General features: G+C 42.3%; 17 protein-coding genes. 8 read left to right on the top strand and 9 right to left on the bottom strand.

Features of this window, described 5'->3' with window-relative positions:
* Positions 1 to 129 precede the first annotated feature (129 nt).
* Entirely contained in the window at positions 130 to 687 is a 558-nt protein-coding gene (locus I1A42_RS22430) for an aldolase/citrate lyase/malate synthase family protein (RefSeq protein WP_161153274.1), read from the top strand.
* Positions 688 to 778: 91 nt separating this feature from the next.
* Here I1A42_RS22430 and I1A42_RS22425 read toward each other — a convergent pair whose 3' ends face one another.
* A complete protein-coding gene (locus I1A42_RS22425) occupies positions 779 to 1,792 on the bottom strand; it encodes a GGDEF domain-containing protein (RefSeq protein ID WP_161153273.1) in 1,014 nt (337 codons plus the stop codon).
* Between the two features lie 203 nt (positions 1,793 to 1,995).
* Between I1A42_RS22425 and I1A42_RS22420 the strand changes: the two genes are divergently transcribed.
* On the top strand, positions 1,996 to 3,546 hold the full coding sequence (locus tag I1A42_RS22420) for a cryptochrome/photolyase family protein (protein ID WP_196125127.1): 1,551 nt from the start codon (positions 1,996 to 1,998) through the stop codon (positions 3,544 to 3,546).
* Here the strand turns inward: I1A42_RS22420 and I1A42_RS22415 are convergent.
* Positions 3,543 to 4,448 (bottom strand): DMT family transporter, encoded by a 906-nt coding sequence (locus tag I1A42_RS22415; RefSeq protein WP_196125125.1) that lies wholly within the window; start codon positions 4,446 to 4,448, stop codon positions 3,543 to 3,545. The genes I1A42_RS22420 and I1A42_RS22415 overlap by 4 nt on opposite strands.
* A gap of 116 nt (positions 4,449 to 4,564) precedes the next feature.
* Here I1A42_RS22415 and I1A42_RS22410 point away from each other — a divergent pair, with 116 nt between their 5' ends.
* On the top strand, positions 4,565 to 5,047 hold the full coding sequence (locus I1A42_RS22410; RefSeq protein ID WP_161153270.1) for a MarR family transcriptional regulator: 483 nt from the start codon (positions 4,565 to 4,567) through the stop codon (positions 5,045 to 5,047).
* A 74-nt stretch (positions 5,048 to 5,121) separates the two neighbouring features.
* On the opposite strand, the gene I1A42_RS22405 is transcribed toward I1A42_RS22410, so the two are convergent.
* Positions 5,122 to 6,054: a chemotaxis protein gene (locus tag I1A42_RS22405; RefSeq protein ID WP_161153269.1), complete on the bottom strand. Its 933-nt coding sequence runs from the start codon at positions 6,052 to 6,054 to the stop codon at positions 5,122 to 5,124.
* Positions 6,055 to 6,480: 426 nt separating this feature from the next.
* Between I1A42_RS22405 and I1A42_RS22400 the strand changes: the two genes are divergently transcribed.
* Complete coding sequence (locus tag I1A42_RS22400; RefSeq protein WP_161153268.1) at positions 6,481 to 6,759, top strand: peptidylprolyl isomerase; 279 nt, start codon at positions 6,481 to 6,483, stop codon at positions 6,757 to 6,759.
* A gap of 71 nt (positions 6,760 to 6,830) precedes the next feature.
* Here the strand turns inward: I1A42_RS22400 and I1A42_RS22395 are convergent, their stop codons facing one another.
* The 3 genes from I1A42_RS22395 to I1A42_RS22385 all read right to left on the bottom strand — a co-directional run bounded on the left by I1A42_RS22395 (position 6,831) and on the right by I1A42_RS22385 (position 11,687).
* Complete coding sequence (locus I1A42_RS22395; RefSeq protein WP_196125123.1) at positions 6,831 to 7,994, bottom strand: oligogalacturonate lyase family protein; 1,164 nt, start codon at positions 7,992 to 7,994, stop codon at positions 6,831 to 6,833.
* 137 nt (positions 7,995 to 8,131) lie between these two features.
* Positions 8,132 to 9,898, bottom strand: coding sequence for a sodium:solute symporter family protein (locus I1A42_RS22390; protein WP_161153266.1), 1,767 nt, complete (start codon positions 9,896 to 9,898; stop codon positions 8,132 to 8,134).
* Positions 9,899 to 10,229: 331 nt separating this feature from the next.
* Positions 10,230 to 11,687, bottom strand: coding sequence for an EmmdR/YeeO family multidrug/toxin efflux MATE transporter (locus tag I1A42_RS22385; RefSeq protein WP_230389700.1), 1,458 nt, complete (start codon positions 11,685 to 11,687; stop codon positions 10,230 to 10,232).
* 398 nt (positions 11,688 to 12,085) lie between these two features.
* On the opposite strand from I1A42_RS22385, the gene I1A42_RS22380 reads away from it, so the two are divergent.
* The 3 genes from I1A42_RS22380 (at position 12,086) to I1A42_RS22370 (ending at position 17,856) form a co-directional block, all read left to right on the top strand.
* The gene (locus tag I1A42_RS22380; RefSeq protein WP_196125121.1) at positions 12,086 to 12,829 is read left to right on the top strand and encodes an oligogalacturonate-specific porin KdgM family protein; all 744 of its coding nucleotides are present in this window, start codon (positions 12,086 to 12,088) and stop codon (positions 12,827 to 12,829) included.
* Between the two features lie 99 nt (positions 12,830 to 12,928).
* Positions 12,929 to 15,160, top strand: a complete 2,232-nt coding sequence (locus tag I1A42_RS22375; RefSeq protein ID WP_196125119.1) for a right-handed parallel beta-helix repeat-containing protein — start codon at positions 12,929 to 12,931, stop codon at positions 15,158 to 15,160.
* 110 nt (positions 15,161 to 15,270) lie between these two features.
* Positions 15,271 to 17,856 carry a pectinesterase family protein gene (locus I1A42_RS22370; protein ID WP_196125117.1) on the top strand — a complete coding sequence of 862 codons (2,586 nt, stop codon included), beginning with the start codon at positions 15,271 to 15,273 and terminating at the stop codon, positions 17,854 to 17,856.
* A gap of 288 nt (positions 17,857 to 18,144) precedes the next feature.
* Here the strand turns inward: I1A42_RS22370 and I1A42_RS22365 are convergent, their stop codons facing one another.
* Both I1A42_RS22365 and kdgK read right to left on the bottom strand, forming a co-directional pair.
* The gene (locus I1A42_RS22365; protein ID WP_161153261.1) at positions 18,145 to 18,768 is read right to left on the bottom strand and encodes a bifunctional 4-hydroxy-2-oxoglutarate aldolase/2-dehydro-3-deoxy-phosphogluconate aldolase; all 624 of its coding nucleotides are present in this window, start codon (positions 18,766 to 18,768) and stop codon (positions 18,145 to 18,147) included.
* A 12-nt stretch (positions 18,769 to 18,780) separates the two neighbouring features.
* Entirely contained in the window at positions 18,781 to 19,707 is a 927-nt protein-coding gene (gene kdgK, locus I1A42_RS22360; RefSeq protein WP_196125720.1) for a 2-dehydro-3-deoxygluconokinase, read from the bottom strand.
* Positions 19,708 to 19,976: 269 nt separating this feature from the next.
* Here kdgK and I1A42_RS22355 point away from each other — a divergent pair, with 269 nt between their 5' ends.
* Entirely contained in the window at positions 19,977 to 21,164 is a 1,188-nt protein-coding gene (locus tag I1A42_RS22355; RefSeq protein WP_196125115.1) for a sugar efflux transporter, read from the top strand.
* Between the two features lie 18 nt (positions 21,165 to 21,182).
* On the opposite strand, the gene I1A42_RS22350 is transcribed toward I1A42_RS22355, so the two are convergent.
* Positions 21,183 to 22,097 carry an alpha/beta hydrolase gene (locus tag I1A42_RS22350; RefSeq protein ID WP_196125113.1) on the bottom strand — a complete coding sequence of 305 codons (915 nt, stop codon included), beginning with the start codon at positions 22,095 to 22,097 and terminating at the stop codon, positions 21,183 to 21,185.
* Positions 22,098 to 22,100: the final 3 nt, after the last annotated feature.

The following is a 22,100-nucleotide window of genomic DNA, read 5'->3' as shown; positions in this document are numbered from 1 at the left end:
CGCAAAAAAAAGAGCCAAGCATTATCACAAATGCCACTGTAATTGAGGATGAAAAACGACCTCACCGTGGTGTAACAGAACAGCAAAAGCCGCCACAGGCGGAACATGAAACATAACGAGGAAACAAGGATGAACATGCTGACTTTGGATAATCAAGAGAGCGAACAATATCAACATGACTTTATCGTTGAGCAAGTTGTAGCAGTAGAAACAACGAAGCAGAGTCAGCAAGAAGAAATACAAGTGAAAGCAAAACAGTTACTTGATAGGTTATTCCCATTAGAGATGGGATCACATCAAGACGTAACGAGCTATCAAATTGATTATCACCATTTGTTAGCGTATTTCGCCGATGGAAGCCATAGCGGTTTACGCAACAATCGCCAATTCGTTGCATTTATTGGGCAACCAGAGAGTCCAGACTCCATTTTATTTCGCGATGGTACGGGAAGTCATATTGAATTGTTTATCGCGCGTAGCCAAGGTGACGGTACAGTGACGCTTTCTGCTATCAAAGATATACAAATTGAAACGCATACCATGTTTACGCAAAAGTCGGGAATGCGTCACTGGATTAGTCTTGTTCAAGGTGATGAGCAGGGCAGACCTCATGCGAGTAGCGAAGATAAAGAGTATCGTAGTAAGTGTGGTGGAGACTACCTATTGACATACCAACTTAAGTTGTAGCCTATTGCTCTTTGTAAAAACGATGAATTTGATGGTGCTTGCTGCCCCTGTGTGCGGCAAGCGTCTTTATTATTGCCTGCTCGTGCTGCACTCAAAGAGGCATGACACGGTTTCGACCTAATTTCTTCGCATCGTAAAGCATTTTGTCCGCACGTTCTAACAGTGATACTGCCGTGTCAGATTCTACCCGTTCAGCGACACCAAAGGAGACGGTTACATTACTGACTTGCTGGCCTGAGCGACGATCTTTGATGGATAATTTTTCGATTGAGCGGCGTAGGCTTTCTGCAAACTGACGGCCAATTCTCAATGATTTTTGTGGCACTAAAAGAACAAACTCTTCCCCGCCAAACCGGTAGGCAGTGATGCCTTCTCGGCAGCCATTTTGCATACGCTTTGAAATAGATCTGATGACAGCATCGCCAAATAAATGCCCATAGGTGTCGTTGAGCGACTTAAAGTGGTCAATATCAGCCACAATGAGGCTAAATGGCTGTTCTACACTAAATAAGGCGTGTATATCTCGGTCAAAGGCGCGCCGATTGTAAAGAGACGTGAGACTATCAAATAAGGCATCTTTTTGTACTTCTGCCAGCTGATTTTTTAAGCGGGTTATCTCATTTGTTGCGGTATTTAATTGATTGTGTAAAAACGTCGTTGAATGACGAATTTCCCGAGAGTCGGCAATCAGCTTACGGATAATCGACATGACTTCATCAAGCGATAAGCTATCTCTTTCTACGCGTTCCAAATCGGAAAAGCTTTTATCAATCAGTGATGAAAATAGGCTGGTATCGGTCAATGTGTCCGTCATGGAGCTACTTATCTCACCAACCAAAACTTCTAAGTTGGTCTTTAAATCATTAATGCTTGTTTCAGCCTTTGATGCGATAAATTGCTGATAAAGTTGATCGTTAGTTGATGGTGGACAAAGGCCGTTTTGTTGCACGATATCATCTATCTGCTGGTTCATTTCGGGAAATGTATTATCGACATACGTATACCAAAGCGCGTAATTAGCGGGAGTCGTCGCTACTTGGTTTTTCATCATCAGCGGAACCGCTTTTTTGAGGTTATCTGTCGATTTTTTAAATTCGTCAGTCATAAGTCACTTAGAGCAGGGTTGTGCGGCATCAATGGGGCACAACAATCAAATTGAGTTACCCTTTACTGGGTAAGCATAAGTAGCAAGCACCGAGCGCTGGCTATCTGATAATTATAACAGTCTTGGTTACAGTATCCTCCTCCCTAAGTGATCTTTAACCGAAGGAGTAACGTATTTGAGACAGTTAAAATAGGAGATTGTATATGCAATACAGGGCTATAAGATTGGTTTTAGGGGATCAATTGAATATAAATCATGCATGGTTTCAACGTGTTGAGCCTGATGTCTTGTATGTGATAGCCGAGCTCCATCAAGAAACTCGTTATGTTAAGCACCATATTCAAAAAGTGTGTGCATTTTTCATGGCAATGGAATCATTTGCGCATCAGTTAAGTGAAGAGGGTCATCAGGTATTGCATCTAACGTTAGATGATACTGCACAATTCCAAGATTTACCTGATCTGCTAGAAGACCTATGGCGACGCTACCAATGTGAAGAGTTTCATTATCAACGGCCTGATGAACATCGTTTGCTAACACAATTACGGGCTCTTGATCCCTTAGAAGTACAAATCATCGAATACGATACCGGCCATTTTTTCCTACCATTTGACGAAATTTCTGACTATTTTACCGCGGGTAAACATGTGCTGATGGAAAATTTCTATCGCAAAATGCGCAAAAGGTTCAACGTACTAATGACCGATTCAAGTCAGCCTATGGGCGGACAATGGAATTATGATAGTGATAATCGTCATTCCTTAAAGAAGTCAGACCTTGATGCTGTGCCCTCACCACTCTGTTTTGATAATAATGTTAGCGAGGTGATCGAGCGATTGAATCGACATAATGTGGTGACATTTGGTCATGTTGGAACACACTTACTATGGAGTATTAATCGAGCTCAAACACTTAATCTGTTGGCTTTTTTTTGCGAGTATTGCCTCGTGAATTTTGGCCGATTTCAAGATGCGATGACCGATCAAATAACCTCTAAATGGTCGCTCTATCATAGTCGAATCTCCTTCGCACTGAATACTAAACTACTCTCACCTCGTGAAGTAGTGACTACTGTTATTGACTATTACGAGCAGAATAAAAAGACCATCACCTTGGCACAAGTTGAAGGGTTTGTGAGACAGATTTTGGGTTGGCGCGAATATGTAAGGGGCGTTTACTGGGCCAATATGCCCAATTATCAGCAATATAACCAACTTAATGCCAAGCGTTCGTTGCCTCATTATTTTTGGAGTGGGGATACAAAAATGAATTGTGTGGCACAAGCGATATCTCAATCACTGACACAGGCTTATGCTCACCATATTCAACGTTTGATGGTAACAGGAAACTTTGCGTTATTAGCGGGTATCTCGCCTGATGAAGTCGATGCTTGGTATTTGGGAATATATATTGATGCCATTGAATGGGTTGAGATGCCTAATACAAGGGGAATGGCTCTATTTGCTGATGGCGGTATTGTTGCGACAAAACCCTATATCGCCAGCGGAGCTTATATCAATAAAATGAGTGACTATTGCCGAACATGCCATTACCAAGTGAAAGAAAAGTTGGGTGCAAAGGCTTGCCCATTTAACTCCTTGTATTGGGCTTTTCTCTCTTTGCATCGAGGACATTTGGCGAATAATCACCGTTTAAAAATGATGTACAGCGTGTGGGACAAAATGGCTGCTGAGCAGCAGCAAGCGATATTAGATACTGCTCAAAACCATCTGATTCATATTGAATCTCTTTAATGACTCGTTGCCGCATGATGGGGTAGATTGCTATGTTTTTGTTTTCGTAGCTCTAACCATTGCGGCAACAAAGACAAGATAATCATCGCACCCATCAGTAAATACTGATAAGGGGCGTACACTTCATGCATTAATCCATATCCACACAAGATGCCTGCAATGGGATTAGCGATGCCGCCAAATGTAAAATCGACCACTGACATGCGCTGCAGTAACCAGACATATAATCCGTAAGCAAATGCTGTGTTTAGGATACAAATCCAAAGTAATCCCAACATATTCATCGAACTCATATTGTGAATGGCCGAGAGATAAGATTGTGGTTGGTGTAAGGCTTGCCAAAAGATTATAGGAATCAAGACCGTTCCACCTAATATCAATTGCCAGCTAAGAACACTCCACCAGTCAAGGGATGTGCCAAGCTTTTTAGTTAATAGCGATCCGCTAATCATGCATGCAATCGCTGTCACCATAGCAATCAGCCCCGTATGACTTAACGCAAGTGAACTTGGGGAAAATAGCTGCCACGCACAAGCAATCAGTAATAAACCGCATAGTAATTTAGATGCAGTGGGGTGTTGTTTATACATGACCCATTGAATCAACATTGCGATCACCGGAACTGACATCATACCAACCCCAGAAATTGTTGCAGGTAAAGTGTGTGCCATGACAAAAATTAAGCAAAAGAAAGCTCCTATATTGATGGTTCCAAGCAGCAATAAACGAGGGATATAGTCTTTGCTCGGTAAGCTTGGTTTTACGATCCATAGCAAAATACCAGCAGGTAATGCTCGAAGCAGACCAAGCAGCAATGGCGGCCAATCAGGCAATGTATATTGAGTTACGGCATAAGTGGTTCCCCAAAAGAAAGCGGGAATCATAGCAAGTAGTATATTCATATAAAGTATCTTTACATTAAAATAGTTTGTGTAAAGATAACGAACGGATTGTCATTTGTAAAGAATGTTAATGTTAAAGTAATATGGCTTTATAAACGTTAAGTGATGGATTTTTAATGGCAGCAATTGATAGCATCAGACAGCAATGGGCAGAGGAATGCCCGAATCTTAATACTTTACCCATGGGGATCTTGGGTCGCATGCGTCGGCTAACTAAGTATTTAGAAACACAGGTCGCACAGTGGTTAAAAGAGCAGGGATTATTAATGGGCGAATTTGATGTATTGATGACATTAAAACGTTCAGGTGCGCCTTACCGGCTGACTCCATCCTTACTGTTGGAGTCTATGATGCTCACTTCAGGGGCGATGACAAATCGGCTCGATAAGTTAGAACAGAAAGCGTTGATTTCTCGAGAGCACAGCGTTGAAGATAGAAGAAGTGTTGAAGTTCAACTCACAGAGAAAGGATTGGCTTTAGTCAGTGGAATCTTGGATGAATATGTTCATCAGCAGGAACAATTAATCTCAAGTTTGGATAGTAATCAACAGCAGCAGTTAGACTTGCTATTGTCACATTGGTTAACTGAATTTGAATAGCTAATGGACACTAATATAGGAAACGCTTTACTCCAGGAGTAAAGCGTTGGTTAAAAGCTTTAAAAGCCGTAAGGTTACGCCAATGTTTTGGTCTTTTGACGATTATAATCGTCGAGCTTCTTCGCCCCTCGCAGCATGGCTTCGATAAGCTCTGTCGCATTGAATTTTTCTAACGCTTCATGGGCACCGACTTGATGAGCTCGATCAACACATATTTCACTCGATAAAGAGGTATGAAGAATAATATAAGCGTGGTTTAGGTTATTTTCATTTTGCACTTCAAATGCCAATTCATAACCATCAAGACCTGGCATCTCTATATCGCTGACTAACAAATCAATCGCGCGGCCTTGTTCTGCTTCTTGGCGCATCAACTCAATGGCTTCGATGCCGTTTTTACAGACTTGATAGGAAATATTAATTCTATCTAATGCATCAGCTAATTGTTTACGAGCGATGGATGAATCGTCGACTAGCAGAATGTTAAGTGCGCGTAGCCGCTCTCGCTCAATATCTGTTAGCATTGGCACTTTGACTGACTCATATTGCGGATAAATTTTGGATAACAAAAGTTCCACGTCAAGAAGCTGAACAATATTCTTTTCATGGCGAGTAATGCCGGTTACAAAGACATTTTTCCCTGCAGTTTGTGGTGCGGGCTCTATTTCTCGCCAGTTACATTCGATGATCTTTTCAATACTTCTTACCATGAATGCCACAACTGTTCTTAGGCAATCTGTAACAATAAGGTAGCAATTATTATATTCGCTAGGGTCAATACGACGAAAGCCTACAGCCGCTGCCATATCGATGACGGGCACTGTCATATTTCGAAAATTCACTGTTCCCACTACATCGTGATGTGAATAAGGAATTTGCGTCATTGGCATGTAAGGAATAATTTCTCTTACTTTTAGCGTACCAATCGCAAACAATTGTTTTTGCATGTTAAGAGTGAACATTAACATCCCTTGCGACTGATTTGCTTTACTGATCGTTTTGGCCATAGCTACTTTCATTGTCTAATGATTACACGTATTGACATCTATATTAACGAAATTCCATATTACGGCAATGGTCATAGTGGACTTTTTCGTTATTTAGTCAGTTATTCTTTGTTTTACATGACTAAAAGGCATCAATATAACTCGATTTTATATACCTAAGTGATTTCAAGCTGTTGTTTTAGCGAGAATGTATTTACGCTTAGTCAAGGCGCTGACCCCTGCATCTTGCAGTCATTTGGGCATAACCATTATGTATATTGCTCAATAATGTGTGCGAGTACAACATGTCCTAGTTACAGTCTAGCTGTCTTCATAAATTTTGGTGGATTGAATTTACAGAAAGAGGATGACGAAAAGATGCATTTCAGGTTTGGTTTGGTTAGACTAGCGCGCTTTTAAAAACCGAGACCATCAATAGGGGGGGATATGGCATCAACAGCGGCAGCACTGCATATTTTGGTGAAACATAAAAACCAAGCGGAAGATATTATTCTGCAGTTGAAAAAAGGCGCTAAATTTCAAACTCTCGCGCGAAAATATTCCTTATGTCCTTCAGGTAAAAAAGGAGGAGATTTAGGGGAGTTTCGTCGTGGTCAGATGGTGCCCCAATTTGATAAAGCGTGTTTTAACGGGGAAGTATTAAAGCCACAACTCGTAAAAACTAAATTTGGTTGGCATGTGGTGAAGGTATTGTACCGAACTTAATCATTGACACGGTTTGGATAAAAAGCGCCCTTAGTCGGGTCACTAAGGGCGAAAAGATAGACTGAACAGTACTATCGGAGTTCTTGTGGTACCTCTGCAATATAAAGCGCAGGGACACCTTCAAAATCACTAGTAAATAACACACCGCAGTCATCGGGGGTAAATGAAGGGTGAGGGTGAGTGATTTGTCTGTCACCATCTAATACTTCCCAAGAGGTATTATGTTTGGCAAGTTTTGCATAGTGCTTAGTTTTGGTATTGAGCACATATAAAAATGGGTCATTTTCGATGCTGTAAGCATCGTTATCTGCCACATCAACAGGCGTATCACAGCCATCTCCAACCATCAGTGAACCATCGTAATTACTCATTAGATGAGAACATGGTGGCATTTCCATCACTTCTTCATTTTCTAAAGTATCAGGGTTTACTTTATAAATGACTCGGCTTGCTTGGCCTTTGAAATAAGAAACATAAGCCATTGCACTGCCGTCTGGAATCCAAAATTCATGTGTGCAAGATTCACCTGGTGCGTGGGTTTTAACTTTACGCACATTGTTACCTTGCTCGTCAGTTAACCACATTCTCGCATCGACTAAATCGTGCGGGCCTTCGTGGCAAAAACCAATCGTAGAGTCGTCAAATGGGCGATAAATAGGGTGACCCAGCCAAGCATCCTCTTGGTGAACAACATCAAGTTTTCCGGTATTAATATCTACTTTAATCAATCGACATGTTGGGTTGGTAAAGTAAAATTCATGGAATTTTTTCCAATCAGAGAGTGGCTGCCAGCACGTTTTTAGTATTTCAATTCCCACTAATTTTGTGCAGTCAGTATTCGCAACCCAAGTACCGTAACCCTTCCATTCTGGGTCTACTGTATAGATTACTGTCTCTTCAAGGTTCTCTAGATCAACCTTCATAAGGTTAAGGCCATTTTTGACATAGAAAAGATATTGTTCATTGGTTGAAAGAAATCCACCAAAGGTATTATCACCTTCCCCTTCCGTTAGTTGGCGTGCCTTGTGAGTCTCTAAGTTCAATAAGTAATAGTTACGATTACCATCAAAATCGCCAGCAAAAAGAAGTTGCTTGCCATCTTGAGTGAAACATTTTTGATAAAAATAGTTACGGTGACAAATGACATCTTTAGGGGTTAAGCGAGTCACTTTTACTTGTGTGTCGCTGTCGATAAAGGTCTCAAAATGTAACTGTACAACGTCACCCTTGGCCATAATTTGTCTCCTCATCAAAGCGCTGCTGGTGGCAACGCATAGGTAGTGTTCAGTATTAATAGCGGTTTAAAGAGAGTTTGAATAAGTCACCGCTTAAAGTAGCCCAAACCCTTTGGAGGTTTGGGCAATGGTTTTTATCAGTTTGTTGCAATATGTTTTTGTTCAACCGTTCCTGCAGTCGCGCTGCGTTTTAACGCATAGCCGACAATGAAGACTGCGGCTGAGCAGGCTAAGAAGAGTAAACGTCCCCATAATGGGTTTGGAATCAATATCATCAATACCAAACCAGCAGCCATACACATTACCAAAGTACCCAGTTTATGACGTTGTTGGCGGTCAACCACATCTTGTCCTTCTTCTTCAATACATTTAGTGTCGACATCTTTGAAGAATTCCAAGGTTTGCTCTTTGTAGATATCTTTTTCTTCTTTGTAGAAGAAGGTGGTGCATAAGAAGAACCCAATAGTTAACACTAAGTGAGCACAGATAGTGGTCATGATTTTCAAATCGCTAGACTCACGACCTGTCAGGTTTTCCATACCAAACCAACCACCAACAACATCAGGAGTCCAAACTTTCACAACCATTAGAGATACACATAGACCAAAGATGACGGTTGCCCATGGTGCCCATTTTGGTGTTTTGCGAATCAAAATAGCTAAGAATAGAGGAACTAAGATTGGTGATTGCAGTAGTGTTGCAACTTGCATCATTAAATCAAACAAGCTTAAACCGCGTAGAGAGACGTAGAACTGAGCACATAGGATAACTAAGATACCGTTTACGATGCTGGCAATCATACCCATGCGTAGCTGTTCTTTGTCGGTAGCTTTACCACGGCGCATGATAGGCGCGTAGAAGCTACGTACAAAAATACCAGAGTTACGGTTTAATGCTGAGTCCATTGATGACATGGTTGCGGCAAATAAACCAGCCATTAATAGACCGACAGTACCTGTAGGCATGTAGTCACGAGCGAACACTAGATAAACCGCATCGCCTGCTTTTTTACCTAAGTTGGAATAAGCCATAGCTGCATTTGGATCTAGAATGCGTAGTGCCCATGGTGGGATAAACCAAATCATCGCACCGATAAACATCATACCTAAAGCTAGCAACGCTGCACGAGACGCATTTTTGGAATCTTTAGCGTTTAGGAAACGGTAAGACTCCTGCATGTTGTTGATACTTTGCAATTGCTTAACGATGAAGAACAAGAATGAACCAACAATTAATAGTGGGTAATTCATGTCTGGGCCGACAAGGAAGCCGCCAGGGAATTTATCAATGATTTCCACGGGGCCGCCAATCACAAACAAGGCAACACAAGCACAAGCAATCGAAATAACGGCGACAACCAGTGATTGAATAAAGTCAGACGCTACTACACCCCATGCACCACTAATTAAAGAAACAAGCAGTACTGCGGCACCTGTTACCCAAATAGTGAGGTTGATGTCGGTGTTAAATACCGCAGAGGCAAACACACCAAGACCGTTTAGCCAAACCCCGGCATTCAATACACTGAGCGGGATAATCACCCATGTGAAGAACTGTTCATTACCATTACCAAAGCGACGACGAACAGCTTCAGTTGGTGTGTCTACACGCATTTGACGGAAGCGACGAGAGAAGTAGAAGAAAGCGAACGCATACGCCACCATGTTGCCGACAAATACACCTAAGATTTCAAAACCTGAACTGAACGCTTTACCTGCGGCACCGGTAAATGTCCAAGCAGAAAATTGGGTCATAAAGGCTGTTGCACCCACCATCCACCAAAGCATTTTACCGCCCCCACGAAAGTAATCGCTGGTGCTTTTGCTCGCCATCTTTTTGAATAGAAGGCTAATCCCAACCATTAGGATGAAATAGCCAACAATGACTAGATAATCATATTCCATATCTGAACCTCAAAACACTGTTTTAATTTATTTGAATCGAAGTATATTTTTATGGCTCTGTTTTGAATGTGACGAAAATCGAAACAACGGTTCATTTTTTAAATTTTATATAATATTGTGATTGCTTTCACGGATTAGTCCCTAATGAAACGAAGGTGAGTAAATAGAATGTTTTATTTCTAACAGATAGGTAATAACTTTATAAAAGTGAAATTAAAGATTGCTTGTCTGTATACCCAAGTGACCTCAAGGTGCTGAATCCTTTAGTTTGAGGTCATTTGGGTATAATCATTCTGCCTTATCAGTTCGGAGAATACATAAAGGAAGGGAATTAGCGTGATTGTTCTAACACTTTATTTTTTCGATAAATATCGAGCCATTTATCATTAATCATACGATAAAAATAGAGTCCAGCTCGAATCCACCAATCGGCGAACATTCCTAGCCAGATACCGTAAACACTCATATTCAATAGAATACCTAAGGAGTAACCGATCACTACACGACATCCCCACATGCTTGCTATGGCGGTCCACATGCTAAAACGGACATCTTTAGCGCCTTTAAATGCAGCCGGTAACACAAATGAAGATGCCCATACTGGCATCATGAGAGCGTTGAGATAGATAAGGTTGACGACCACGTTAACCACTTGTGGGTCACTAGTGTAAATGTGCGCAATGTGGTGCGCTAAAGGTACAGAGATAATGCCCATGGTGACTAACAGCACCGTAGCACTGGTTAAAATTAAACGCATCTCTAAACGAGCGAGACGAGTTTGATCTTGGCCTAAACGTTTACCGATTAATACCGTTGCGGCCATTCCTAGCGAATTACCTGGTATATTTACGAACAAGAGCACAGAAAAAGTGATCACGTTGCCCGCCATGACAACTGTCCCCATGCCAGCTACCATGATTTGAGTAATAAGCTTACCGACATTAAACATTAATTGTTCTACGCTGGCTGGAACGCCGATCCCCATAATCTCCAGCATAATGCTCCGTTGAAAACGCTGTTTAAACGAGCCAAGACTAAGGCGTAGCGTACTGTTATGGGTGAGTATCGCGAGAATAAATCCTGCGCCAACCCAGCGAGCTGCAGTGACACCGATCCCCGCACCTAACAAGCCAAAGCCATCCCATCCGAACCATGAGCAACCATATATCAGTGGGTAACTAAATACGATATTTAGAATGTTCATCAAAATGTTACTGATGGCGGGAGCGCGAGAATTACCAATGGCACGTAATACTCCGCTACCCGCGAAAATAATCGCCAGTGCGGGATAGCTAAAAGCGATCGTTTTCAAGTACAGCTCAGAAAGCTCGATCACATGTCGCTGTGCGCCCATTGCTATCACATTAAGAATTCGCTCAATAAATAGGTAAATGAGGACGTTGGTAACAATACTGACGAGAATATTTAGGTTAATAGCTTGAACTGCCGCCGTTTTGGCTTTATCACGTAATCTCCGGCCAAAGGCTTGAGCAATGACGACGGAACCGCCTAGCTCCGTTGCTGTGAGCAATGAAATAATTAAAAAAGTAATACTATCACTGATACCTACCGCCGCTGTTTCTGCACTGCCAATATGGCTCACTAAGATTGTGCTCACAATGCCCATCAGCACAACGCAGGTTAGTTCGACAACGATAGGCCAAGTAAAAGGGATAATACTGCGCTTTAAAAGTACTTTAGAGCGGTAATTGAGTTTTAAATTTTGCCGGCTAAATAACCTATTTTGAATGACTTTGGAAAATAAATGGTGAGGAAGCAGGGGTTTCAAGAGGTTTCTCCAAAGGCACACAAAAGGAAAGTCGATAACATGTTAATCAGTATTAATAAGCGGCCTAAATCATATGAAAAAATTTCTTTGTGATTCAGATCTTATATCGACCAAAATAATTTAAATATTCAATATGGATAACGATAGTTATCGAACTATCTCATTGTTATTTTTACTCTCTTTTAGTTATTTAATAAAGACGGTTTTGAGCTACTAATAGGTGTTTATATATATAAATACCATTAGATAGCCAGCATTATTACCGATCACATAAACTAATATACATAAATGAAACATCGTTTCATAGATCACAAAACGTTAGATTTAGGGTTTTTTATACTTTTCGTTAGCAGTAATTTAGCGCTAATGAAAAAAATAAAACAAAACGGTGTTTCAAAATGAAATTTAGAATCTTAACTGCTGCTATCGCTGTAGCCTTGACCAGCCTTGCTGCTCAAGCTACAACCATTAATATTCGGCATGAAATGGTTCCTCGCTATGACGGCCAATCCGCTGCCCATAAAGATCGTCTTTCTGTAGGAAATCGCTTTGCCAATGGTGTCGGGTTTGAAGTTGAAGCAAAATGGAAGAGCCAAAATGAAGATGCTTACGGTACCGAGACAGGGAATGGTCAACAGGCCAATATCAGCTATCTGTATCACATTAACGATCAATGGAGTCTAAAGCCGCAATATAAGTGGGAGTCATCATCGAGTAAAGTTGGGCATCAATTTAACTTAACCTTGGGCTATAAAGTGAACGACGATTGGAGTGTGGCTTTCCGTCATCGTTATCACTATTCAAACTTACAAAAGACAAGTAATAATACAAATTCATCTAATCATCATTACAATCGCTGGACCTTTTCTACCAGTTATGGCGGTATCCAAGATTGGAAGTTTGGCGCAAGCGTTGACTACACCTTTAACCAAGAATCTCAAGGTCCTCGTTGGAAATCTCACCAAGATTGGTTCTCTGAAGTGAACTTTACCGGTGAATACAAAGGCTTTGATAGTGGTTGGCACCCCTTCACTGAAATTGGCTTTATTCCTTACAAATCTGGACACGCAACTTATGACGGCAGTGATGCCTATGACAGATGGCGTCCACGTGTGCGTGTCGGCGTGAAATATAGCTTCTAATTCCCCCATTTATACCAAGTTCCCATTTGGTATCGGTTCGTCCACAAAGGCTTATTGGTTGTGCTGTCGATATAAGCCTTTTTTCAAGGATTAAGAAAAATGAAAAAGAATCGTTTAGCGTTAAGTATTGCTGCCGTTTTGGCCGTTGGTGGCTGTGCATCTCAATCTGCAGATATGATGAGTGATAGCCAAAACCTGACTTGGCAGGCCATCACTTTTGGTCAATCGACAGACCTTAATTTTGGTTCGACTATTTTGCCAAATAAGGTTGGCACTAACCAAGTAACCGTAGATGGTAAATTGGTGCAACCTGGACCGGTGGCTAAGAAATTTACCGTTGAAAGCCGAGGCGGTAAGCTAGCCAACTCCCACGAAGGCGGCACCTTTTACTACACGAAACTCCCTACCAACGTGAATTTCATCTTGTCTGCTGATGTGCAGTTAGATCAGCTAGGTCCTGAAACAGGGTCGACACCAAACCGCCAAGAAGGTGCTGGGATTATGGTGCGCGATATCATCGGTAAAGCGCGGATGAATCCACAGCCTGAAGGGCAGGAAGAATTCCCTGCGGCATCAAATATGGTGATGAACATTTTCCGTGCGCATAAAAAAGGTGTGAAAGGGCTGATTAATGTGGATGCGAACTTCCGTGAAGGTATTTACAAACCTTGGGGTACCGCAGGTAACCGCATGAGTCGTGATGAATATGTTAAAGGGATCACCTATGGCCCTGATAAAACTTATCACATGACATTAACGCGTAATGATAAAGGTTATGTTGTCAGTTATAGCAATGGGACGATGACAAAAACTGTTCCACTGGCTGGAGCACATGCCAATATTGTTGAGATGCAAGACCCTGATCATCAATATGTCGGATTTTTTGCATCACGTAATGCCAAAATGACAGTCAGTAATGTTCAGTTGACGCTTTCCCCTGCTCATACTGAAAATGCGCCACGCTATCATGCCAAATTGGTCGCGCCAGTTTTGCAACAGGCTTCCCCTGATATGACGCCTGTTGATGACTACACCGTGCAAGCTAGAGCTAACTACACCGGTAAATTTGGTGTGCAACAAAATGGCAAATGGTTAGTGAAAGACCAACTGGTTTCTGCGGGCGAAATGTTTGATTACAACACCTCATTGACAGCAGCTAAAGCCAAATTCGATGTGAGTTTTACTCCAATTGAAGGGCCAGATCTCAAAACCATGAGTTATCACTATACCGTGACTAAGAAACCATTGTCTGGTCCACATACGCTGGTGGTGAATCCTAAAGGCACTCATGGACACTTAACGTTGCAACAAGCGGTGAATATTCTGCCTCCTGGTGGAACGATTTTATTAGAGGATGGGGATTACCCAGCTCTGACTATTCCTGTCTCTGCTAGCGGTACGCCAGAACATGTGAAGACCTTGAAAGCAAAAGGTAATCACGTCCGTTTTGTTGGCACTTACTTACATGATGCTAACTACTGGAAAGTCTCGCACATTGAAGTAGCAGGCGCTCGTACGATTGTGAGCGGCAGCCATAATGAGTTTGAATACATGCGTACTCATAATGCCCCAGATTCAGGCTTCCAGATCTCTTCACCGAGTGATGTCGGCCGAGCATTATGGGCAAGTTACAACACAGTGACAGACAGCGAAAGTTATAACAACATGGATAAATCGCAAATTAACGCTGATGGATTTGCTGTGAAAATGCGAGTTGGTGATGGTAACACTCTGATTCGTTGCGTTTCTCACCATAATATCGACGATGGTTTCGACTTATTCAATAAAGTGGAAGATGGCCCTGATGGTGCTGTGACTATTTTGGATTCTGTTGCTTACATGAATGGCGAAACAACGACAGTAAAAGCCAAAGGGGGAACTCGCGGTAATGGATTCAAATTGGGTGGTGAAGGTTTGCCTGTGGCCCATATCGTGAAAAACAGCTTAGCGTTCCACAACAATATGGATGGGTTTACCGATAACTTTAACCCAGGTTCATTAGTGGTTGAAAATAATGTGTCTATCGATAACAAACGTTTCAACTATCTGTTCCGCAAGAGTCCATACACCAGCAGTGTCAAACAAGGGACGTTTGAACATGATCAGTCCTATCGCTTTTATGTACCAAGTAAATACAGCGATGTGGTCAATGGTGAACATTTTGCTGACAACCGCTTCGTCAAAGGAGGGGTGACTTTAGATGCACAAGGTCATCCAGTGACTGGCGCTTGGGTACAACGACTGAAAAAAGCAGCGCGTGTGAATCCGAAAGCCGCTGTCCCTGGTCAACAAGCTGTTCAAGATATTCGTGAATTTATTTATCACGATTAACATCTAAAGGTGGCAGAGTAACTGCTTTGCCACCTTGTCGATTTTTATTCTTGTATCTGATGATGGTGAGGTCTATGGCTCACCATCTCTTTGATTATAGGAAGTGAAAGATGAAATTAAATCGAGTCACCTTGGCATGTTGCAGCTCAGCTTTATTTTACTTTTCTTCTGCAAACGCCCTCCCTCTTTACAATGTGTCTGTCGCTGCCGATGGCAGTGCTGACTATTCTTCAATTCAAGCCGCATTAGATAACGCACCAAACGATCAATCAGACTATGTGGTTTATATTCACGATGGTGTTTATCACGAGAAGCTTAATATCACGCGTCCTAATACGTATTTGATCGGACAAAATCGAGATAAAACCATTATTACCGCGACGACGGCCAACGGAATGCTTCAGCCTAATGGCAAAAAGTTTGGCACGTTTGGTAGTCGAACGGTTGCCATTGATGCTGATGGAGTGAAAATTCGTTCGCTAACAATAGCAAATGGATTTGATTTTAATGCTAACCAAGCTAAATCTGACCAAGACCAGAGCAAAGTAAAGAATACCCAAGCGGTTGCGCTTTTGGTCTCTAACCATGCTGATAAAGCAGAATTGAAAGACGTTAATCTTGTTGGTTATCAGGATACGCTCTATCTGCGTGCCGGGCGTAGTTTTATCGATCAATCGCAAATCTCAGGCAATATTGATTTTATCTTTGGTTTAGGGACCGCTCTCATTAAAGACAGCAACATTGTGGCGCGTAATCGTAATGATGTCGCTGCTGGAGAGCCGTATGGGTATATTACGGCGCCTGCGACCAACATTAATGATCCGTTTGGTATTGTGTTTAAACATTGTCGATTAACCAAAGAGTCAGGTGTGCCAGCGAACAGTTATGGGCTAGGACGGCCTTGGCACCCAACTACGACCTTTAAAGACGGTCGTTATGCAGATCCTAATGCGGTAGGTAATACGACCTTTATCAATTGTGATATGGATGATCATATCTACGGTTGGGATAAGATGAGTGGGCATGATAAAAATAATCACACCATTTGGTTTTATCCGCAGCAATCGCGTTTTTGGGAATTTGGTAATCGCGGCCCAGGGGCTAAAGTGGCCACTGCTCGCCCACAATTGACCACGCGGCAAGCTAAAGCATACTCTGACGAACAAGTATTATCGGGTTGGCAACCTGACATTTCTTTGGCTCGTCATAGCCTGTTGCAAGGTGAAGTGCTGCATCGTTCAATGGTCTTTCCGGCTCAAGTAACAGTGAAAGATTCACTAGGTAAAACCATCACCACGACAACAGATCAAAAAGGGCATTATCGAGTTTCAGTGAAGGGCATGACGGCGCCACTTTTGGTGAATGTTGATGATCATAGTGGTGAATCATGTTTAACCAGTGTCAAACGTCGTTCGATGTGTGTGGCTGCTTTAGTGGTTAAGGCAAAAAATGGCGGGACAACGACTGGTAACGTGAATCCATTTTCTGATTTGATTGTATCGGTGATGGCTCACCAAGCGGGATTACTTGGTCCACAGGAACTGGTCGCAGCAAAAACAATTCCCGCTATGGCAAAAAACACGTGGGTAACGGCCAATCAACATTTTGATCATGCGTTTGCAAATATACTCGGACATTATGGACTCGATGCAAAAGAGGAATGGGATCCAGTTAGCTACTCAAGCCTTTATCATCCGCTAATGGCGGATCTCGCATCGCAAGTGCTACATAACCGAGGCTATGATACCAAAACGGGACTAGCGAAAGGGACCACACTGACTGATTTAGCGTTTAAGCCGATCATCAGTTTGGATTCAAATCCGATTTATTACCTTAGTTATAATCAACTTAGCGATACTCAGCAAGCGGTTAAGAGTAAGGATACTCGAGTGTTTATTGTGGGGGATTCTACCGCTTCATATTATGAGCCAGATGCGTTTCCTCGTACGGGGTGGGGGCAGGCTTTTCACGCTTTAGTTGGCGATAATGGCAAAGTAATGGTGGTTAATGCTGCTCGTTCAGGGCGTAGCTCTAAAGATTATATCAACGGACGCTGGCTGAGTTTGCTCGAACCGCTGGTCAAACCGGGAGATTACCTCTTTATTCAATTCAGCCATAACGATGAAAAATGCGATGGCTCTAAACCGGGGCGTGGGCCACTTGATGTCGCAAACTTGTGTACTTACCCGAACAATGCACGAGGAGAGCCGCAATTTCCTGTTGGACATCCCGAAATGTCATTGCAGCACGAGTTAGAGCAATACATTGCCTTTGCTCGTCAACATAAAATGCATCCTGTCTTTTTGACGTCGTTACCACGTGCCAAAATGGCTAATGGCCATAATGGATTACCATTAAATCCTATTCAGCATGTGACAAAGCAAAATACTCGCCATGGTTATGCGTTCGTTGGTAGTTATACGGATACCGTAAAACAAACGGCACAACGGTATGACGTCCCTTTGATTGATATTCAAAAACAAATGATTGCTATCGCCAATAAAGAAGGCAACTGGAAATCGATGTGGCTTGCGGTGAATACGGATAAATATCCTTATTACGTGGGGCGTACAGGTCGGTTCGATAAACCGGATACGACGCATTTTCAGTTACGCGGAGCGACGATGGCGGCTGAGCAAGTACTAAAAGATATTAAGCAACAACCTGAGTTGAAAGCACTAGCGATGAAGTTATAGGCGTTATGTTTATCGAATGCTGACACTAAGCGCGTTTGATTGTCTTACGGAAACTGCTACCTGATGAGGTGGCAGTTTTTTTATAACGTGTCATTGATGATTTAACAGGCAACAATGACCAACTCATTGATTACGTGTCGTAACGAGCCGATAGGGAAGTAGTGCAAGTAGAAAAGAGCCAAAAAAAAGCCCATATTTCGCGGAATATATGGGCTAATAATAACACTCATGTCGAAGTGCTAATTAAAAACAAAAGATCTTCGTTTCGATTTTCGATGACTCTATGGCTTATGCCACAACGTCAGCGACTTGTTTGACAAGTGTGGCCAATTCATCCCACTTCTCATTGTCAATTAGGTCGTTTGGTACCATCCAAGTACCGCCACAAGCAAGTACAGTTGGAAGCGCTAAGTAATCTTTTACGTTGCTCGGTTTTACACCACCAGTTGGCATAAATTTAATTGGGTATACGGCACTCATCGCTTTTAGCATGCCAACACCGCCTGATGGTTCTGCTGGAAAGAATTTCAAAGTACGTAAGCCCATTTCCATTGCCTGTTCTACCAAACTTGGGTTATTAACACCTGGAATGATGGTGACATTACGTTGTTGGCAATATTTTACAATCGTAGGATTAAAACCAGGGCTAACAATAAAATCGGCGCCCGCTTCAATTGCATTGTCGACTTGTTGTGGAGTCAACACTGTACCAGCACCGATTAACATGTCAGGAAAGGCTTCACGGATATGGCGAATAGCTTCTGCCGCCGCTTCAGTTCTGAATGTGACTTCAGCACATGGTAGGCCGTTTTCAACTAACACTTTTGCCAGTTTGACTGCTTTGTTTGCATCTTTAATGGCAATAACAGGTACGACTTTAATGTCGTTTAATTGTTCGTTAAGACTTTTCATTTCTCGTATCCTTTAAATCTGCGGCATTGCATCTTTGGGAATGATGGCGCCACGATATTGAATGACAGTACCGGCAACACGGTGAGCTAATTGTGCTGATGCTTCTGGGTCAGCGCCCAATAGACGTTTTGCTAAATAGCCTGCGCTAAATGAGTCTCCAGCGGCAGTGGTGTCGACAACATTGGCTACTTTAGTGGCAGGAATTTCAAAACGGTCTCCTGCTTTAATCGCAATGCAAGGCTCAGACCCACGTTTAATGACGATTTCCTTGATGCCCAAGCGTTCAGCTCGTTCAATCGCTTGACTCTCTTTGCTGTCACCATAAAGCATGACTTCATCATCGAAGGTCAAAAATGCGATATCAGTGATATGCATAAATTGCAGATAGGTTTTCTTTGCAATGTCTGACGATTCCCACAACGCTGGACGATAGTTGTTATCAAACGCGATTTTCACACCATCTTCGTGACATAAAAGTAGGGCATCATACAGTTTTTCTCGGCAATCAGGAGTCAAAATGGCTAAACTGATCCCGCTAAGATAAACCAATTGATATTGGGAGAGTTCTTGAGCAAGCTCTACAATAGAGCTGTCGCGGATCCAATATTTAGCAGCCGCATCATTACGCCAATAATAGAAGCTTCGTTCTCCATCTGGTGCGGTTTCTATCGCATACATTCCGGGCAATTTATCTTGCGAAATTCTGACACCAGTCGTATCAATACCCTCTTCATTCCAAGCATTGATCATGCTGTGACTAAAAGGATCTTTGCCCAAGCCAGTCAAATATGAAATTTGGATGCCGCTATTTTTTGTTAATCTAGACAAGTAGATAGCAGTATTAAGCGTATCACCACCAAAGGTCTGTTTATAGAGATCTCCAGATTTTTGTAATTCAACCATGCATTCGCCAATAATAGCGACTCGATTAGGTTTCATCATCTTCTCTCCTGTATTTTTCTAAACCGATTATGCGCCAATAAAAAGAATAAACAAATAAAATAAAACATTGGTTCATTTATTTTGTGACTTAGATCTTCAGAACCAAACAAACGGTGTTGTGACGAAAAAACTATGGTTAAAAAGGGAAGATTATTTGGAGGATAAGAAAAAGAGACTTGTTATTGCCCAAGGTTTGAGCGACATTAGGTGGGCGCATATTCGCGCTCATTTTGAATTTGTCTTCTCTCGCTTAATTAGGTTGTTTCATGAAAAGTCAGACGACGGTACTCTTTTGTACCAATGGTCTTACCGCCTTAGCTTTTGCTTTGATTTTACCTGTCATGAGTTTGTATTTGGTCAATGGTCTTCACGTTGAACCAGGACTTATTGGTGTGTATACCGTGATTACCTCGGGGATGACGGTGCTATTTAGCCAAAAAATCACCGGATTGATCGACAAAGGGGTTTCCGCGAAAAGGTTAGTGATTTTTTCGCTGTTGGGAATCGTTGGTGCTTCGGCAGGTTTTGCTCTTTCAAAAAACTTTTGGCACGTCCTAATTGTCGGATGTTTAATCATGCCTTTGGCATCGTCTTCTATCCCTGTCATCTTAACCATCATTCGTCGTTATGCGGATTCAACCGGTAAAAGTAGTACTAAATTGAATTCACAAATGCGCTCATCGGTTTCGTTGTTGTGGGTTGTTGGGCCACCGATTGCTTTCTTTTCCGTTGACCGTTTAGGGTTTCGATCTAATTTTTATCTATCGGCCGTCGTCGCGTTGGCGGTTATTGGTTTGGTTGCATTGCAATTAAAAGAACCTAAAGCACCAGACATCGATCCTTTAGATAAAGACAAGAAACTGGCTCCACCCTTACCGAGAGAAGTCTGGTTTCTAGGTGCAATCATGATGTTGGCGAATATGGCAAACAGTACTTATGTCGGTTCGATGCCTCTGTTTTTAACCCGTAATATGGGCTTATCAACGGCATATCCGGGGATATTACTGGGTATGACTGCTGCGGTAGAAATTCCAGTCATGCTGCTTGCGGCGAGCTGGTCTCAGCGTTATGGAAAACTACCGATGATGAGACTGGGGTATGTGTTTGGTATGCTTTTTTATGTCGGGATGTACTTTACCGATCACTTGGCTGTCTGTATTGCTCTTCAGCTATTGAATGGTTTGTTTTTTGGAATTTTTGTGGGCCTTGGTGTCACCATTGTGCAAGATTACGCCCCTAAAACGATTGGTAAAGCATCTGCGTTTTATACCAACTCAATGTTGTTAGGTACAATGTTGGGAACCAGTGCGATGGGAGTGATTGCGCAATATTTCGGTTTTAAAGCCCCGCTATTTTTGAGCTTATTTATGCTATTTTTATCCATGCTCGGCTTATGGTTTTTTGAGAAAAAAGTCGAACATCGCCGTCCGACTTTTGCTGAGCGACATGGCTAACTCTCTATCTCAATGGAGTTAGTTTAAGCCTAAACGCTGTTCTAGCCATTGATGCAGCCACGTTGGCCAAGCTTCAATGGTGAGACCTTTGGTATGACGAAAACCAAAACCGTGACCACCTTGTTGGACGATATGTAAATCAACGTCCACATGGTGGTTTTTTAATGCTTGCCACATCAAAATACTGTTTTCAGACGGTACTGATGGATCATCATTGGCATGTAAGATAAAACATGGCGGTGTTGCCGCTGTCACCATTGTTTCTATGGAAAATTCAGGATGCAACGGCTTGTCGGCCAAACTGCCTAATAACTGTTTGCGAGAACCCAGATGGGTGACACGCTCATCCATACTGATGACCGGATAAATGAGTGCGGTAAGATCGGGCTGAGCTGGATAGTTATCAACGGTATCTTGTAGTGGATACGCGGGCAGATCAAAACGAGTTGAAAGCCAACCTGCGAGATGCCCACCAGCAGAGAAACCGATAACAGCAACATGTTCAATTCCTTGCTTAGCAGCTTGACTACGAATTAAACGCATTGCTCGCTGAGCATCGGCGAGAGCGGTATTGGATGACCAAACATGCCCATCTCCTGGCATGCGGTAACTCAGTACATAACAAGTAAAACCCAGATGGGCTAGATATTCTGCAGTATCCATACCTTCTTTATCAAAGGCAACTTTAGTGTATCCTCCGCCGGGAATAATCAAAACTGCGATGCCATTGGCTGATGGTGGTGGCACCACCACCATTTCGGGGTGAGTAATATGGGTTAAAATTCGGTCATGACGTTTATGATTGCCCCTTTCGATAAAGTGCTGATTTAGATGAAGGGGAGCAAGTTTATCTTGTTGCCAAAGTGCCATCACCTCATAGTTTGGCGTCAGCTCTTTTAAAGATTGGTAGGGTGTTTGAGAGTCTTGATTCATGCC

Source organism: Vibrio nitrifigilis (assembly GCF_015686695.1).
Lineage (GTDB): Bacteria > Pseudomonadota > Gammaproteobacteria > Enterobacterales > Vibrionaceae > Vibrio > Vibrio nitrifigilis.
The sequence above is the reverse complement of the archived record's forward strand: the minus strand, read 5'-3'. Positions and strand labels throughout refer to the sequence as shown.

Bases quoted from the DNA above. Each gene is read 5' to 3' on its own strand.
- I1A42_RS22390 (WP_161153266.1), bottom strand. From the start codon at position 9,898: ATGGAATATGATTATCTAGTCATTGTTGGCTATTTCATCCTAATGGTT.
- I1A42_RS22395 (WP_196125123.1), bottom strand. From the start codon at position 7,994: ATGGCCAAGGGTGACGTTGTACAGTTACATTTTGAGACCTTTATCGAC.
- I1A42_RS22365 (WP_161153261.1), bottom strand. From the start codon at position 18,768: ATGAAAAGTCTTAACGAACAATTAAACGACATTAAAGTCGTACCTGTT.
- I1A42_RS22375 (WP_196125119.1), top strand. From the start codon at position 12,929: ATGAAAAAGAATCGTTTAGCGTTAAGTATTGCTGCCGTTTTGGCCGTT.
- kdgK (WP_196125720.1), bottom strand. From the start codon at position 19,707: ATGAAACCTAATCGAGTCGCTATTATTGGCGAATGCATGGTTGAATTA.
- I1A42_RS22405 (WP_161153269.1), bottom strand. From the start codon at position 6,054: ATGGCCAAAACGATCAGTAAAGCAAATCAGTCGCAAGGGATGTTAATG.
- I1A42_RS22380 (WP_196125121.1), top strand. From the start codon at position 12,086: ATGAAATTTAGAATCTTAACTGCTGCTATCGCTGTAGCCTTGACCAGC.
- I1A42_RS22420 (WP_196125127.1), top strand. From the start codon at position 1,996: ATGCAATACAGGGCTATAAGATTGGTTTTAGGGGATCAATTGAATATA.
- I1A42_RS22415 (WP_196125125.1), bottom strand. From the start codon at position 4,448: ATGAATATACTACTTGCTATGATTCCCGCTTTCTTTTGGGGAACCACT.
- I1A42_RS22430 (WP_161153274.1), top strand. From the start codon at position 130: ATGAACATGCTGACTTTGGATAATCAAGAGAGCGAACAATATCAACAT.
- I1A42_RS22370 (WP_196125117.1), top strand. From the start codon at position 15,271: ATGAAATTAAATCGAGTCACCTTGGCATGTTGCAGCTCAGCTTTATTT.
- I1A42_RS22410 (WP_161153270.1), top strand. From the start codon at position 4,565: ATGGCAGCAATTGATAGCATCAGACAGCAATGGGCAGAGGAATGCCCG.
- I1A42_RS22355 (WP_196125115.1), top strand. From the start codon at position 19,977: ATGAAAAGTCAGACGACGGTACTCTTTTGTACCAATGGTCTTACCGCC.
- I1A42_RS22400 (WP_161153268.1), top strand. From the start codon at position 6,481: ATGGCATCAACAGCGGCAGCACTGCATATTTTGGTGAAACATAAAAAC.
- I1A42_RS22350 (WP_196125113.1), bottom strand. From the start codon at position 22,097: ATGAATCAAGACTCTCAAACACCCTACCAATCTTTAAAAGAGCTGACG.
- I1A42_RS22425 (WP_161153273.1), bottom strand. From the start codon at position 1,792: ATGACTGACGAATTTAAAAAATCGACAGATAACCTCAAAAAAGCGGTT.